At 68.8% G+C, this 15,745-nt stretch carries 14 protein-coding genes; 11 read left to right on the top strand and 3 right to left on the bottom strand.

Annotation, left to right across the window (positions count from 1 at the left end):
* The first annotated feature begins 1 nt into the window (after position 1).
* From BN996_RS05800 to BN996_RS05790, 3 genes are all read left to right on the top strand, one after another.
* Positions 2–919 carry an HhH-GPD family protein gene (locus BN996_RS05800; RefSeq protein WP_089777575.1) on the top strand — a complete coding sequence of 306 codons (918 nt, stop codon included), beginning with the start codon at positions 2–4 and terminating at the stop codon, positions 917–919.
* Positions 920–1,027: 108 nt separating this feature from the next.
* On the top strand, positions 1,028–2,029 hold the full coding sequence (locus BN996_RS05795; RefSeq protein WP_089777574.1) for an alpha/beta fold hydrolase: 1,002 nt from the start codon (positions 1,028–1,030) through the stop codon (positions 2,027–2,029).
* Between the two features lie 34 nt (positions 2,030–2,063).
* Positions 2,064–2,708, top strand: coding sequence for a helix-turn-helix domain-containing protein (locus BN996_RS05790; protein WP_089777573.1), 645 nt, complete (start codon positions 2,064–2,066; stop codon positions 2,706–2,708).
* Positions 2,709–2,721: 13 nt separating this feature from the next.
* Here BN996_RS05790 and BN996_RS05785 read toward each other — a convergent pair whose 3' ends face one another.
* On the bottom strand, positions 2,722–3,063 hold the full coding sequence (locus BN996_RS05785; RefSeq protein WP_089777572.1) for a DsrE family protein: 342 nt from the start codon (positions 3,061–3,063) through the stop codon (positions 2,722–2,724).
* 97 nt (positions 3,064–3,160) lie between these two features.
* Between BN996_RS05785 and BN996_RS05780 the strand changes: the two genes are divergently transcribed.
* The 6 genes from BN996_RS05780 (at position 3,161) to BN996_RS05755 (ending at position 10,690) form a co-directional block, all read left to right on the top strand.
* The gene (locus BN996_RS05780; protein ID WP_089777571.1) at positions 3,161–3,739 is read left to right on the top strand and encodes an NADPH-dependent FMN reductase; all 579 of its coding nucleotides are present in this window, start codon (positions 3,161–3,163) and stop codon (positions 3,737–3,739) included.
* A gap of 118 nt (positions 3,740–3,857) precedes the next feature.
* Positions 3,858–4,445 carry a thymidine kinase gene (locus tag BN996_RS05775; protein ID WP_004061202.1) on the top strand — a complete coding sequence of 196 codons (588 nt, stop codon included), beginning with the start codon at positions 3,858–3,860 and terminating at the stop codon, positions 4,443–4,445.
* A gap of 83 nt (positions 4,446–4,528) precedes the next feature.
* Positions 4,529–5,056 (top strand): YIP1 family protein, encoded by a 528-nt coding sequence (locus BN996_RS05770; RefSeq protein WP_089779842.1) that lies wholly within the window; start codon positions 4,529–4,531, stop codon positions 5,054–5,056.
* A 126-nt stretch (positions 5,057–5,182) separates the two neighbouring features.
* Positions 5,183–7,414 (top strand): exonuclease RecJ4, encoded by a 2,232-nt coding sequence (locus tag BN996_RS05765; RefSeq protein ID WP_089777570.1) that lies wholly within the window; start codon positions 5,183–5,185, stop codon positions 7,412–7,414.
* Between the two features lie 129 nt (positions 7,415–7,543).
* A complete protein-coding gene (locus BN996_RS05760) occupies positions 7,544–9,202 on the top strand; it encodes a tRNA uridine(34) 5-carboxymethylaminomethyl modification radical SAM/GNAT enzyme Elp3 (RefSeq protein WP_089777569.1) in 1,659 nt (552 codons plus the stop codon).
* Between the two features lie 264 nt (positions 9,203–9,466).
* Complete coding sequence (locus tag BN996_RS05755) at positions 9,467–10,690, top strand: mechanosensitive ion channel family protein (protein WP_089777568.1); 1,224 nt, start codon at positions 9,467–9,469, stop codon at positions 10,688–10,690.
* Positions 10,691–10,703: 13 nt separating this feature from the next.
* Here BN996_RS05755 and BN996_RS05750 read toward each other — a convergent pair whose 3' ends face one another.
* Positions 10,704–11,147, bottom strand: a complete 444-nt coding sequence (locus tag BN996_RS05750; protein ID WP_089777567.1) for a GNAT family N-acetyltransferase — start codon at positions 11,145–11,147, stop codon at positions 10,704–10,706.
* 96 nt (positions 11,148–11,243) lie between these two features.
* A complete protein-coding gene (locus BN996_RS05745) occupies positions 11,244–12,593 on the bottom strand; it encodes a hypothetical protein (protein ID WP_089777566.1) in 1,350 nt (449 codons plus the stop codon).
* A gap of 108 nt (positions 12,594–12,701) precedes the next feature.
* On the opposite strand from BN996_RS05745, the gene rqcH reads away from it, so the two are divergent.
* Together rqcH and BN996_RS05735 are read left to right on the top strand one after the other, a co-directional pair.
* Positions 12,702–14,810, top strand: a complete 2,109-nt coding sequence (gene rqcH / locus BN996_RS05740) for a ribosome rescue protein RqcH (RefSeq protein ID WP_089777565.1) — start codon at positions 12,702–12,704, stop codon at positions 14,808–14,810.
* A 180-nt stretch (positions 14,811–14,990) separates the two neighbouring features.
* Positions 14,991–15,698 carry a DUF4013 domain-containing protein gene (locus BN996_RS05735; RefSeq protein WP_089777564.1) on the top strand — a complete coding sequence of 236 codons (708 nt, stop codon included), beginning with the start codon at positions 14,991–14,993 and terminating at the stop codon, positions 15,696–15,698.
* The last annotated feature ends 47 nt before the right edge of the window (positions 15,699–15,745 follow it).

The following is a 15,745-nucleotide window of genomic DNA, read 5'->3' as shown; positions in this document are numbered from 1 at the left end:
GATGAGCGACGCGCCGTCCGAACTCCCCGCCGACCTCGACCGCGAAGCAGTCCAGTCCGCGCTCACCGAGTGGTACGAGGCCGACCACCGGGACTTCCCGTGGCGGCGCACCGACGACCCCTACGAGATTCTCGTCTCCGAGGTGATGAGCCAGCAGACCCAACTCGGCCGCGTGGTCGAGGCGTGGGAGGCGTTCCTCGACGAGTGGCCGACGGCGGCCGACCTCGCGGCGGCCGACCGCGCCGACGTGGTCGGCTTCTGGACGGACCATCGACTGGGCTACAACAACCGCGCGAAGTACCTCCACGAGGCCGCCCGGCAGGTCGAAGAAGACCACGGCGGCGAGTTCCCCCGGACGCCCGACGGCCTCTCGGAACTGATGGGCGTCGGCCCGTACACCGCCAACGCGGTCGCCTCCTTCGCGTTCAACAACGGCGACGCGGTGGTCGATACCAACGTCAAGCGGGTGCTCCACCGCGCCTTCGCGGTCCCCGACGACGACGCGGCGTTCGAGGCCGCCGCCTCGGAACTCATGCCCGACGGCGAGTCCCGCGTCTGGAACAACGCCATCATGGAACTCGGCGGGGTCGCCTGCGGGAAGACGCCGACCTGCGACGAGTCCGGCTGCCCGTGGCGGCGGTTCTGCCACGCCTACGAGACGGGCGACTTCACCGCGCCCGACGTGCCGACGCAACCGAGTTTCGAGGGAAGCCGCCGGCAGTTCCGCGGGCGGGTCGTCAGGGTGCTCGGCGAGTACGACGAACTCGGCCTCTCGGAGTTGGGGCCGCGGGTCCGCGTCGATTACGGCGGCGACACGGGCGCGGAGTGGCTCCGCGGCCTCGTGGACGACCTCGAATCAGACGGCCTCGTCGATGTCGCAGAAGGTGACGACGGCGTCCGCGTCTCGCTGGCGAAGTAGCCCGCGCTCCGCCGGCGGTTCTCGCCGCGACCGACTCGCCGCCCGCATTTATCCCACCGCACTAGTCCGGCACCAGTCGCACTCCCCGTCTCCGACTACGTACAGTCGATGGCAACACCTGACGCGTCGCCGTCCGACCCTCGTGAAGCCGCCGAGTCCGCCGAAGCGAAGACCCTCGCGCTGGACGGCGGACGGCGACTCACGTACGCCGAGTACGGCGATTCCGACGGAGTTCCGGTTGTGTTCCTCCACGGCGCGCCGGGGTCGCGTCTGCTCGGGGCGCTGTTCGACGCGGCGGCCGAGGAACGCGGAATCAGAGTGCTCGCCCCCGACAGACCCGGCTACGGTCGTTCGTCGTCGCGCCCGACGTCCGAGGAACCGGGCGACCCGAGCCAGGGGTCCGCGCCGACTCCCTCCGGGGACTTCTTCGACGCGCTTCTCGACGACATCGGCGCGCAGTCGGCGGGGCTCGTCGCGTTCTCCGGCGGGAGCCGCGACGCGCTGGCTGTCGCGGCGGCGCGGCCGGACGGGGTTCGACACGTGAGCGTCGTCGCCGGGGCGGTCCCACCGGAAACGCGCGAGGAGACGCCCCGAACACAGCGGTTCCTGTCGTGGTTGGCGACGAACGCGCCGGCGCTCCTCAGCTATCTCTTCCGCGGACAGGCGTGGCTCGCCGGGGTGCTCGACCCCTCAGTCGTCGTCGCGCAGTACACGGCCGACGACGCCGAGACGGTTCCGGACGGGGTCGCCGTGGTGGTCCGAGACGACTTCGTGGCGGCGGTCAGTCGGTCGCGACGTGGCGTCGTCGACGACTTCCGAACCGCGGCCGCGCCGTGGGACGTCCCCCTCGACGACATCGAGACCGACGTGTCCCTGTGGCACGGTGACGCCGACACGAACGTCCCGATAGCCGGCGTGAGACGCCTCGAATCGGAGATATCCGGCGCGCGACTTCGAGAAGTACGCGGCGCGGACCACCTCCGGACGCTCCTCCGAAGCGCTCCCGGCGTGCTGGACGAACAGCGCCGGGCCGCGCGGTCGCTCGACCCGGTCGATTCGGCTGGCCCGTCGGAACCGACGGCCCCCGCCGAATCGCATCACCGCGTTTGATGTATCGGTCAGCGGAACTGTTCTCCGAAACGGAATGAAACACGCCCAGTTTTCGGTCGATTACCCGGACCGACTGGTCCATCCGCTCCAGCGGGGGATGATACGCGACTCGCCGGTCGACCGGGCGGAGCTGTTGATGTGGAGTCCGACCGCCGACGCGACGACGCTGTTCTGGTTCGACGGCGACCGAGACGCGGCCGACGCGCTCGTCTCGGGCGTCGATTCGCTCGTGCGGGCGCACTTCGTCGAGGGCGCGGGAGGGACCTACGGCTTCCTGCACCAGCGCGACTACGAGTTCGCGGACCCGCTTCTCGGGGTCATCGCCGACTCGCGGGTGATATTCCTCCCGCCGGTGGTGTTCCACGCCACCGGCTCCGTCCGGTTCGAGGCGGTCGGCGAGGTATCGGCGCTTAGCGCGTTTCACGACGACATCGCGGCGCTCGGCGACGTCACGGTCGAACGCGTGCGGCCCTTCGACCGGCGGCGGTCCCCCTCACAGCTCACCGACCGACAGCGGGCCGCGCTGGAGACCGCGGTCTCGACCGGCTACTACGAAATCCCTCGCGAGGGGTCGGTCGCGGACGTGGCTGACGCACTCGACTGCTCGACGAGTACGGCCGGCGAGCTACTCCGAAAGGCCGAGGCGACGGTGCTCCGGGAGTTCGCCGGTTCGGGGTGACGCGCGCCGACGCCTACGGCACTTTCAGATACGCGTCGCCCGCCGCCTGTCGCGTCACGAGTTCGCCGACGCCGGATGGGACCACCTCGACGCCGTCGGCCAGTCGGTCGGCGTCGACGCCGCGGCCGTCGAGGGAGTTCCGACAGGCGCAACAGCGGACGCCGGCCTCGAACAGCGGGTCGAGACGGTCGCGGACCGGAGAGTCTGCGAGGAACAGAAGCGCCGCGTCGCCGTTGGCGAGGAGGGTGATGTTCCCCGTCTCGACCGTCTCGTCGTCGAGCAGGTTTCGGACGTTGCGGATGGCGTGTCGCCAGTCGCCGAGGTCGGCGCTGGAGACGTGGAAGACGACGTTCATATCCGGCTTTCGTCCCCCGGCTCCCTGTGTGTTGCGCCCGTCCGACACGACCGGGTGCGGCCGACGAGGTTTTCACGCAGTCACGGAGACACAGGGTATGACGCAACCACACGTGGTCGCCGTCTGCGGCAGTCTCCGCGACCACAGCTACACCCGATTGGCACTCGAACACGTCCTCGCCGGCGCGTCGGCCGCCGGCGGCACGACGGAGCTCGTGGACCTCCGCGAGTACGACCTCCCGCCGCTCGACGCCGACTTCGACGAGCAGGGCGATTCGGCCGAACTCGTCCGCGTCGTCGACGGCGCGGACGCGGTCATCCTCGGCACGCCGGTCTACCACGGCTCGTACTCCGGCGTTCTCAAGAACGCGCTGGACTACTGCGGCTTCGACGAGTTCGGCGAGAAGACCGTGGGCCTCCTCGCCGTCGCCGGCGGCTCGTTCCCCGTGACGGCCCTCGAACACCTCCGGTCTGTCTGTCGGTCGCTGAACTCGTGGGTGCTCCCCCATCAGGTCGCCATCCCCCGCGTCTCCTCGTCGTTCGACGGCGACGACCTCGCGAGCGAGGACCTGCGCGAGCGGGTCGAGCGACTCGGCCGCGACGCGGTCGTCTACGCCAACATCGAGCCCGAGCCCCCGACGTTCGAAAGCGGCGAGAACGTCGGCGCGGACGACTGAGCAGTCGCCACGCGCCGTTTCGAACGCGGCGCGGGTTCGGTGGACCGACCCGTCTTGACTCCCGCCCGTCGCGGCAGATGAACAATCGTTTTGACTCTCCTCGTCCCCCAGTCAGGATATGCACGCCATCACGCAGAGCGGATGGATAGAGGTCATCTCCGGCTCTATGTTCTCGGGGAAGACGGAGGAACTCCTCCGACGCCTCCGCCGGGCCGAAATCGCGGGACAGGAGATTTCGGTGTTCAAGCCCCAGCTCGACGACCGCTACGGCGAGACGACGGTCGGCTCTCACGCCGGTCGCTCGTGGGAGGCGAGCGTCGTCCCCTCCGAGGGAGAGGGCGTCTGGCAAATCGCCGAGGAACTCAACGGCGAGGACGTGGTCGCCATCGACGAGGCGAACTTCTTTTCCGCCGAACTGGTCGACGTCTGCGAGGCGCTGGCCGCCGACGGCAAGCGCGTCGTCGTCTCCGGGACCGACCAGACGTTCCGCGCCGAGCCGTTCGACCCGCTTCCCCAACTGATGGCGCTCGCCGAGTACGTCGACAAGCTCCAAGCCATCTGCACCGTCTGCGGCGAGCCGGCGACCCGGAACCAGCGACTCATCGACGGCGAACCCGCCCACGTGGACGACCCCACCATCCTCGTCGGCGCGGAGGAGTCCTACGAGGCGCGGTGTCGGAACTGTCATACCCTCCGGCGGGACTAGAGGCTAGCGTGACTACTTGGGTCGAAACCCCACGGGAGGGCCGCGACCGCGGGCTGACCGGCCTCCTGCGCGCGTGGGTCGCCGTGGTCGTTCGCCCCCGCCGGTTCTTCCGCGACGGCGTCGCCCCCGGCGACCAAGCGCCCGGCCTCGTGTTCGCCATCGCGGTCGCGCTCGTCTATCAGGGCCTCGGGTTCGCCCTCGCGCCGGCGACGATTCCGGCCATCGAGGGCGGCCCGCTCGTGTCGGCGCTCGTCGCCCTGCTCGTCGTCGCGCTGTTCGTCGCGCCGGCGCTGCTCCACCTGACGGCGGCCATCCAGACGGCGCTTCTCATCCCGCTTCTGTCCCGCCGCGCGGGGGTGAGCGAGACGGTGCAGGTCATCGCCTACGCCGCCGCGCCCTGTGCCTTCGCCAGCCTCCCGATTCCCGGCGTCCGCGCGCTCTGTGCGGTTTACGGGGCGGTACTCCTCGTCGTCGGCATCAGCGAGGTCCACCGGACGACGGTTCCGAAGGCCGCGGTCGCGGCCGCCGTCCCCGCCGGTCTGGTCTTCGGTTACGCCTTCGGCGGCTTCCGCGCCCTCTCGGAACTCGCCGCCGCGCTCGCGCTCGTCTGAGCCAATCTCCCCCCGTATTTCGCCCGTTTCGACCGACCGAACGCCGTTTTTCCGCCCGCGAACGCGCGAATTTCGCCTGAGCGTTTTTCGACAATCGTTTTAGTTAGGGGTTGTTTGCTCAACGCAATGGATTGGATTACGCACGAGGAGGACGTCTGGTTCGAATTCCGGGGCAATAGCCCCCACCAGCTCGTCCCCGGCCGATTTTACAAAGGCACCGTCGACGGCTACGCCGACTTCGGTGTCTTCGTCGACCTCGCTTCGAACGTGACCGGCTTACTGCACCGCAGCGAACTCGACCGCCGCCTCGAATCCCTCGACTGGGAGCCGGGCGACGAGGTGTTCGTCCAGGTGAAGAACGTCCGCGACAACGGCAACATCGACCTCGGCTGGTCGATTCGCCAGTCCGACTCGGAGTTCCGCGGCGCTCGCATCCACGACCCCGACGGCGACGCCGACGGCCAGCCCGTCGAGAAGGAAGCCGAGAGCAGTGGCCCGGCGACCGTCAAGACGCGCCCCAAGACCGGCAAGACGACGAAGCCCGCCGGCGCGAGCACGTCGTCCGAGACGGTCGAATCCGAGTCTGAGCCCGAATCGGAACCCGAACAGGAAGCTGAACCCGAACCCGAACCCGAACCCGAGCAGGACGCCGCGTCCGAGTCCGAGTCCGAGTCCGACGCCGGAGACGAGGACCGCGCGCCGACCGCCGGCGACGTCGTCGACGACATCGCCGCCAACGGCGAGCCCGAGCAGGAAGTCGAGACGGAATCGGAGAGCGAACCCGAGTCGGAGCCCGAGCAGGACGACACCGACGCCGAGCAGGAAGTCGAGTCCGACGCTGACGCCGACGACGCCGAGGCAGCGCGCGTGACGCTCGACAGCATCGACGACCGCGTCGGCGACGTGATTCGCGTCGAGGGCGAAATCGCCAGCGTCCGCCAGACGGGCGGCCCGACGGTGTTCGAACTCCGCGACGAGACGGCCATCGCCGACTGCGCGGCCTTCGTCGAGGCCGGCGTCCGCGCGTACCCCGACGTCGAAGTGGGCGACTACGTCCGCATCGACGGCGAGGTCGAGCGCCGCCGCGGCGAACTCCAGATAGAGACCGAGGAGCTGACGATTCTCGGCGGCGACGAGGCCGACACCGTGGCCCAGCGCCTCGCGGACGCCCTCTCGGACGAGGCCCGCCCGGACGCCGTCGCGCCCCTCGCGGCCCACGAGCCGGTCGCCGCCGTCGGCAAGTCGCTGCTCGACGCCGCGGAGGCCATCCGCCGCGCCGTCCTCGAATCGCGCCCCATCGTCGTCCGCCACACGGCCACCGCCGACGGCTACGTCGCCGGCGCGGCCGTCGAGCGCGCCGTGCTCCCGCTCATCCGCGAGGAGCACCCCCGCGACGACGCCGAGTACCACTACTTCACCCGCCGGCCGCTCGAAGAGGCCGTCTACGGCATGGACGCCGCCACGAACGACGTGACGCGGATGCTCGAAGACCGCGACCGCCACGACGAGAAGCTCCCGCTCGTGCTTCTCCTCGGCGCCGGCTCGACCGCCGAGTCCCTCGACGGTCTCGGCCTGCTCGGCGTCTACGGCTCCGAGCGCGTCGTCGTCGACGCCGCGCCCGCCGACGACGAGGTCGCCGAGGAAGTCGACGTGCTCGTCAACCCCGCCCGCGAGGGAGCCGACGCCCGCGACCTCTCGGTCGGCGCGCTCGCCTCGACGCTTTCTGTCGCCGTCAACGACGACGTGCGCGACGACGTGTCGCACCTCCCCGCCGTCAGCTACTGGGAGAACTGCCCGCAGCAGTACCTCGACCTCGCCGAGTCGCACGGCTTCGACGCCGACCGCGTCAGCGAACTCCGCGAGGCCGTCGCGCTGGAGGCCTACTACCAGTCGTATCAGGACAAGCGCGAACTCATCGCCGACCTGCTGTTCGACGCCGACGAGGGCCTCGCCGGCCACGTCTCCGAGCAGTTCCGCATCAAGCTCGAAGCCGAAATCGAGACGGCGCAGGCGAACCTCGAACGCCGCGAGGTCGGTGCCATCTCCGCGGCCGTCCTCGACTCCGACGCCTACAGTCACCGCTTCGACTTCCCGCCGACGGGCCTGCTCGTGGACGAACTCCACCGCCGCACCCGCGAGGGCGACGCCTTCGTGACCGTCGCGCTCGGCATGGACGAACTCTACCTCCGCGCCACGGGCGACCTCGACCTCCGCGCGGTCGTCGAGTCGGCCGCCGAGAAAGCGCCCGCCGCCGGCCTCGCCGCCGCGGGCATCCGCGAAGGTCGCATCGAGTTCCTGACCGGCGCGCGCGACGAGGCGCTCGAAGCCGTCCTCGACGCCGCCGCCGAGCAGTTCTAAGCCGCAATCCAGACTCCTCCTCGCGCGGTTCGACGGAGGGCTGTATTCCAGCCTCCCGAGCGACACGCTTATCCACGAAACGACCCGATTCGCGCCCATGAACCGTCACCGCGTCGCCGAACGGGAGGTGTGTCCGTGAGCGCCGAGACCGAGACGGAGTCCGAGGCGTTCGAGCGGACCTGCGAGGCGCTCGTCGAGCGCATCCTCGCGGGCGACGTCGACCGCGACGACCTCGAATCGGCAAAGCTCGACGCCTGTTCGGAACACTCCTCGCCGAAGGTCCCGAAGAACGCCGAGATTCTGCAGTACGCCCCGGAAGACCGCCGCGAGGAGGTCAAGGAGGTCGTCCAGCGCAAGCCCGTCCGCACCGCCTCCGGCGTCTCGCCGGTCGCCATCATGACCTCGCCGCACATGTGCCCCCACGGGAAGTGCCTCTACTGTCCCGGCGGCCCCGCGAGCGAGTTCTCCTCGTCGCAGTCGTACACGGGCCACGAGCCCGCGGCCGCCCGCGGCGTCCAGAACGACTACGACCCCTACGGACAGGTCACGCTCCGGCTCGAACAGCTTCGACACATCGGCCACCCCGTGGACAAGGTCGAACTCATCCTGATGGGCGGGACGATGACCGCCCGGAGCCACGACTACCAGGAGTGGTTCGTCAAGCGCGCGCTCGAAGCCATGAACGACTACGACCTCGACAAGGAGCCCGAGCCGGCGGAAGACAGGTCGTTCAAGCCCGACCCCGAAGATGTCGAGTTCAAGTACATCGAGGACGTCATCGCGGAAAACGAGACGAACGACATCCGGAACATCGGGACGACGTTCGAGACGAAGCCCGACTGGTGCGACCCCGAGCAGATAGACCGGATGCTCGATTTGGGCGCGACAAAGGTCGAAGTCGGCGTCCAGACGACCTACGAGCGCATCAACCGCGAGATGCACCGCGGCCACGGCGTGCAGGCCTCCATCGACGCCAACCGCCGGCTCCGCGACTCGGCGTTCAAGGTCGGCTTCCACATGATGCCCGGCCAGCCGGGCATGACCAAGGAGATGTGTCTGGAGGACTTCCGCCAGTTGTTCGAAAACAGCGACTGGCGGCCCGACTACCTCAAAATCTACCCGACGCTCATCGTCCGCGACACCGTCACCTACGACATGTGGCGGCGCGACGAGTACGACCCGCTGAACAACGAGGAGGCCGCCGACATCGTCGCGGAGGTCATGGGCATGATTCCGAAGTACACCCGCCTCCAGCGCGTCCAGCGAGACATCCCCGCGGACTTCATCGACGCCGGCGTCTGGAAGTCCAACCTCCGGCAACTGGCCGCCCAGCGCGCCGAGGAGCGCGGCATCGTCCAGCGGGACATCCGCGCCCGCGAGGTCGGCATGAACGAGGCCGACCCGGACCCGGAGCGCATCGAACTCGACGTGATGACCTACGAGGTCGCCGGCGGCACGGAGCACTTCATCTCGTTCGAGGACCCCGTCGAGGACCTGCTCGTCGGCTTCTGTCGCCTCCGGTTCCCCGGCAATCCGGTCCGCCGCGAACTGCGGGACGCGGCGCTCGTCCGCGAACTCCACGTGTACGGCTCCGAGGCGGGAATCGGTGCCGACGGCGACTGGCAACACAAGGGCTACGGGAAGAAGCTCCTCGCGCACGCCGAGGAACTGTCCCGAGACGCCGGCTACGACAAGATTTCGGTCATCTCGGGCATCGGCGTCCGGCAGTACTACAAGGAGAAACTCGGCTACCACCAAGACGGCCCGTACGTGTCGAAGCGGCTGTAGGCTAGTTCGGCTGTTTTTTGTCCAGATTTTTGCGAGGCGAGCGAAGCGAGCCTCGGAAAAAGGTGGGTGTTACGTGTCGAAGCGGCTGTAGGCTAGTTCGGCTGTTTTTTGTCCAGATTTTTGCGAGGCGAGCGAAGCGAGCCTCGGAAAAAGGTGGGCGTTACGTGTCGAAGCGGCTGTAACCGACGAAACGTCCCGTCCGATTCTCACCGCTGATTGTCGCTCCGTCACGCTTTTACTGTCTGACCCATCGCACACGGTAGGATGGCACCTCAGGGGGGTGCGGCGGGTTCGGGGCAGGCGGCGACGTGGCTTCAGGACCTCCGCTCGACGCTCGCACAGTTCGTTTCGACGGAAGAACGAATCGGTATCTCGGCGGCGCTCGTGGCGCTCGCGCTCGGCATCGCGGTCTTTCTCGCGCCGCGGCTCGTCTCGCGGGCGACCGCCGAACTCCGAGCGCGGGTGTTGGCCCACCCGCGGGTCCCGGACGCCGTCACCGACGCGGCGTGGCTGTTTCCCGCGACGGTCGTCATCCGGACGCTCCAACTCGCGGTGTTCGTCGGCGCGGCGCTGTCGCTGTTACTCCTCTGGGGGTACACCGGCCTCGCCGCTGACCTCGCCGACGTGCTCGCCGTCGCGGTGCCGAACGCCGCCAAACTCGGGGCCACGGTCGCGCTGTTCGCCGGAGCGCTCGTGGGGACGAACGTCCTCGAAGAGAAACTGGACTCGTACGCGAGGGCCTCGGACAACATCAACGCCCACCAGCAGGGCATCGTTTTCCGCGTCCTCCAACTGGTCGTCCTCCTCGCGGTCGGGATGGCGGCGCTCACGGTCTGGCAGGTCAGAATCGGCGGCCTGCTCGTCGGCGCGGGCTTCCTCGGCATCGTGGTCGGCATGGCCGCGAGACAGACCCTCGGGTCGCTCATCGCGGGCTTCGTGCTGATGTTCTCCCGGCCGTTCGAACTCGGCGACTGGGTGGAGATAGACGACGCCGAGGGCATCGTCACCGACATCACCATCATCAACACCCGGCTGAGCAACGCCGACGGCGAGACGGTCGTCTTCCCCAACGACCGCGTGACCAACGCGAAGATAACCAACCGGACGAAGCGCAACCGCCTCCGGCTCCGCCTCGACGTGGGCATCGACTACGAGGCCGACATCGAACACGCCGAGTCGGTGGCCGACGAGGCGCTAACGGACCTCCAGTTCGTCGAGGAGGTGCCGAAGCCGCAGGTGATGCCGACGACGTTCGGCGACTCCGCCATCGGCCTCCAACTTCGCTTTTGGATTACGAACCCCTCGGCCCCGCGCCGGGCGCAGGCGAAAGCCGAGGTCCTGCGGAGCGTGAAACTCGCGTTCGACCGCGAGGGCATCAAGATACCCTACCCGCAGCGCGAACTGCTCGCCCGCGAGGAGGCCGACGGCTTCCAGCTACGGGAGGACCGCCGGAGTCGACCGGTCGAGACGTCGGTCTCGGAGGATTAGGCGTCCGCGTCGGCTACAGCGACTTCCGCATCTCGACGTGCGGAATCCCCGCCTCGTCGAACTCGTCGCTCGTCGTCTCGTAGCCGAGGCCGTGGTAGAACCCCTCCGCGGTCGTCTGGCCGTGGAGGACGAGCGAGTCGAAGCCGCGCTCGCGCGCCTCCGTTTCGAGCGCGTCCATGAGTCGCCGCCCCCAGCCCTCGCCGCGGGTCGATTCGAGGACGGCGACGCGTTCGACCTTGCCGACGCCGGGTTCGTACTCGCGCAGGCGGGCCGCGCCGACCGGGTCGCCGCCGCCGTAGGCGACGAAGTGGACGGCCTCGGCGTCGGGGTCGTCGTGTTCGTCCCACTCCAGTTCCTCGTCGACGCCCTGTTCGTCCACGAAGACGGCCTTGCGGACGGCGAAGGCGTCGTCGCGCTCGCCCTCGGTGACCGCGACGCGGACATCGGGTTCGCTCATGAGGGCAGTTCCGCGGGGGTCTACCTGACGGTTGCGGAGCGAGTTTCTCACGTCGGACTCGCGAGCCTCCGGGTTCGCGCTCGGCTTCGGCGGGCGCTACGCCGTCGCTCGCGTGCCGTCGTCGACCTGCCCCCGCGCCGAGTCACCGCCGAGCGCCCAGCCGAGTCGGTAGACGAGCGAGCCGGTCGCGAGCGTCACCAGCACCCAGACGACGAGCAGAATCCCGACGAACAGGACGCCGTAGCCGCCGAGGGGGACCAGCGGAAGCGCGAAGACCGCGGGCGCGGCGACGATGGCGAGCGACAGCGGGCGCGTGTCGCCGTCGCGCCGGGCCGCGTAGCCGAGGGGGAGAAACAGCACGACGGCGACCTCTAACGCGAGCGCGCTGACCGAGAACCACGGGTTCGGTCCCGGCATCGCAACCGCGGTGGCGACCGCGAGCGCGACCTGCGGGCCGACGGTCGCGGCGACGAGGCGACGGAACCCGAGCGCCCCGGGGCGGACGGCCGAGGCGACGCCGAGCGCGACCAGTTGGAGGGCGAGGAGCCACGCCATCGCGGCGACGCTCCCGGAGAACGCCCGGAGGACGAGCAGACAGAGGCCCCACAGAACGCCGAGTCCCGCGACGACGGGGCCGAAGCGTCGCGCCCCCCGACCGCTATCGAACCGGCGGTCGAACTGCCGGATGAGGAGCACGCCGACGGTGAGCACGAGCGTCGGGACGAACGCGACCCACGCGAGGTTCGTGAGGACGCCGGGCCCCGAGTCGGCGGCGAGACTCGCGTAGGCCGCGGCCGTGGTCGCCAGCCCCGCGTCGGGGCCGAACGTGAGGTACGTCTGGCTCCCGACGCTCGACGCGTCCTCGTCGGCGGCGCTCCAGACGGCGGCCGTCTCGTTGGTCCGAGTCTCGGCGGGTGCGGTGAGGAGCGACGACCCCTCGGGGCCGGTCACGACGAACCGGTCGGCGTCGACGTAGACGGTGCCCCTGACCCCGTCGTCGTGGAAGTAGTCCACGACCAGCACGTCCCCGTAGCCGCGGGACGCCATGTCGGGGACCTCGAACGTCACGACCGCGGTGTCGCCGTCCATCCGGGTGTCGAGGCGTCGGCGGTCGTCGGTGAACACGCGGTAGTCTTCGAAGGTCCGCCGGACGACGCGTTCGAGTCGGTCGGGGTTCTCGCGGAACGTCGTGGCCGACTCGCCGTCGAGTTCGACGCGGGCGGTCCACACGCCGACGCCGTCGTCGCCGACGCGGACTCGGAGCGCGCTCGACTCGACGGTAAGCGGGACGCCGGCGGCGGCGGCCGACTCCTCGAACGCCTCGCCGCAGACGCCGCAGACGGCTTCGGGCGGGGGCCGGGCTTCGGCCGGGGCGCTTCCGACCGGGAGTCCGGCCAGCGCGACGAGGAGGGCGAGCGCGGCGAGCGCGAGGGTGCGAGGACGCATTCACCGGACACATTCGGACTGATTGACAAGAATCTTCTCCCCGATTCGGACGGGCGTCGCATCCGCGGAAACGACACCCCTTTTCGTTCGCCGCCAAAAAGCGAGTCCATGGACCCGAAGCGGGAACTCACGAGCGTCGACCTCGCGGCCCTCGTCACCGAGTTGAACCGGTACGAGGGCGCGAAGGTCGACAAGGCGTACCTCTACGGCGACGACCTGCTTCGCCTCAAGATGCGGGACTTCGACCGCGGTCGGCTCGAACTCCTCCTCGAAGTGGGCGAGATAAAGCGCGCGCACCTCGCCGCACAGGAGCACGTGCCGGACGCCCCCGGTCGGCCGCCGAACTTCGCGATGATGCTCAGAAACCGGCTCAACGGGGCCGACTTCGCGGGCGTCGAGCAGTACGAGTTCGACCGCATCCTCACGTTCACGTTCGAGCGCGGCGACGAGAACACGAAAATCGTCGTCGAGCTGTTCGGACAGGGCAACATCGCGGTGCTCGACGAGACGGGCGAAGTCGTCCGCAGTCTGGAGACGGTGCGGCTCAAGTCGCGGACGGTCGCGCCGGGGTCGCAGTACGAGTACCCCGCCTCGCGGCTCGACCCTCTCACCGTCAGCCGCGACGCCCTCGGCCGGAACATGGAGCAGTCCGACACCGACGTGGTGCGGACGCTCGCCACCCAGTTGAACCTCGGCGGCCTCTACGCCGAGGAACTGTGTACCCGCGCCGGCGTGGAGAAGACCCTCGACATCGCCGACGCCACCGACGACGACTACGACGACATCTACGACGCCATCGTCGATCTCCGCGAGCAGGTACGCGCCGGGGAGTTCGACCCGCGGCTCTACCTCGACGACGACGGCGAGGTCGTCGACGTGACGCCCTTCCCCCTGCGCGAACACCAGAACGCCGGCCTCGACGAGGAGGCCTACGACACGTTCAACGACGCGCTCGACGAGTACTTCTTCCGTCTCGATTTGACCGCCGACGAGCAGGAGGCGACCTCGGACCGCCCGGACTTCGAGGAGCAAATCGCCAAACAAGAGCGCATCATCGACCAACAGGAGGGCGCAATCGAGGGCTTCGAACAGCAGGCCGAAGACGAGCGCGAGCGCGCCGAACTGCTGTACGCCAACTACGACCTCGTCGACGACGTGCTGTCGACCGTCCGCGGCGCGCGCGAGGAGGGCGTCCCGTGGGACGACATCGGCGAGACGCTCGCGGAGGGTGCCGAACAGGGCATCCCCGAGGCCGAGGCCGTCACGAACGTCGACGGCGCGAACGGCACGGTCACCGTCGACCTCGACGACGCGACCGTCACCCTCGACGTGTCGATGGGCGTCGAGAAGAACGCCGACCGCCTCTACACCGAGGCCAAGCGCATCGAGGAGAAAAAGGAGGGCGCGCTGGCCGCCATCGAGGACACCCGCGAGGAGTTGGAGGCCGCCAAGCGCCGCCGCGACGAGTGGGAGGCCGACGACGGCGAGGACGACGAGGACGACGAGGACGAAGAACCCGAGGAGACCGACTGGCTGGCGCTCGATTCGGTCCCCGTCAAGTCCACGGAACACTGGTTCGAGCGGTTCCGCTGGTTCCACACCTCAAGCGGCTACCTCGTCGTCGGCGGCCGCAACGCCGACCAGAACGAGGAGTTGGTGAAGAAGTACATGAGCAAGCACGACCGCTTCTTCCACACGCAGGCCCACGGCGGGCCGGTCACGCTCCTGAAGGCGACGAGGCCGAGCGAGCCCGCGCAGGCGGTCGACTTCTCCGACGAGACGCTCCGCGAGGCCGCGCAGTTCGCCGTCTCGTACTCCTCCATCTGGAAGGAGGGCCGCTTCGCCGACGACGCCTACATGGTCGAACCCTCGCAGGTGTCGAAGACGCCCGAGTCGGGCGAGTACATCGAAAAGGGGAGCTTCGTCATCCGCGGCGACCGCGAGTACTTCGAGGACGTGGCCGCGAAGGTCGCGGTCGGCATCCAGTGCGAGGGCGAGACGCGGGTCATCGGCGGCCCGCCGTCGGCCATCGAGGCGCGCGCGGAGACGACGCTGACGCTCACGCCGGGGCAGTACGCCCAGAACGACGCCGCGAAACTGTGCTACCGCCGGCTCCGCGAGCGCTTCGCCGACAAGTCGTTCGTCAGAAAAATCGCATCACCCGACCAGATTCAGGAGTTCCTCCCGCCGGGCGGGAGCGATATCGTCGACGAGTAAACGTCGCCGCAGCCTTCCGGTAATCGAACGCTAGATGGCTTAATATTCAATTATTCGGTCGCATCGGGTACAAGATTATATACTTTCTCGTCGTAATGTAGTTTCGAGCGCGTGTGTCTACCCGCGGTTCTCACCCGGTCGAACGGCCGGTGGGTGGGTGGTGGCGCTCGGTGAAACATCATGATTTCAGAATCCCTCAATTACCTTCGAAACGACGAGGACTGGGTAAAGACGGTCCTCATCGGCGGCGTCCTCGGCTTGTTGAGCATCCTCATCGTCCCGACGTTCCTCGTCATCGGCTATCTCCTTCGGGTCGTTCGCGCGACGATGAAGGGCGACGAGGAGCCCCCGGTGTTCGACGACTGGGGCGACATGGCGATAGACGGCGTGAAAGGCTTCGCCATCGCGTTCGTCTACAGTATCGTCCCGCTCATCATCGCGGGCGTGTTCGGCTTCGCCGGCATCGTCGGCGCAATGGCCGGCGGCTCCGACGCCGCGGGCGCGGTCGGCGGCATCGTGGCGCTCGTGGGGCTCCTGCTCGCGTTCGTCCTCGGTCTGCTCGCCGCGTACCTCATCCCCGCGGCGCTGTCGAACTACGCCGAGACCGACCGCATGGGCGCGGCGTTCGACGTCGGTACGCTCCGGCCCATCCTGACCTCGGGCAAGTACGCCACCGCGTGGCTCACGGCGTTCGCGGTGCTGTTCGCGTCGTCAATCGTGGTCGGCGTCCTGAACGTCATCCCGATTCTCGGCTTCGTCGTCGGGGCGTTCGTGACGTTCTACGCGGCCGTCGCCGCCTACTACATCATCGGCAGGACGTGGGGCGAACTCCACGACGTCGAGATGATGGACGAGGGCGAGACCCCGGGCGAACAGCCCGCCGTCTGAACTATCAGCGAGAATTCGACTTTTCGACGGAATATCTAAGCCGATAG

Origin of the sequence: Haloferax massiliensis, assembly GCF_001368915.1 — an archaeon.
GTDB lineage: Archaea > Halobacteriota > Halobacteria > Halobacteriales > Haloferacaceae > Haloferax > Haloferax massiliensis.
Note: the sequence above shows the minus strand (reverse complement) of the source record. Positions and strands in the feature narration are given on the sequence as shown.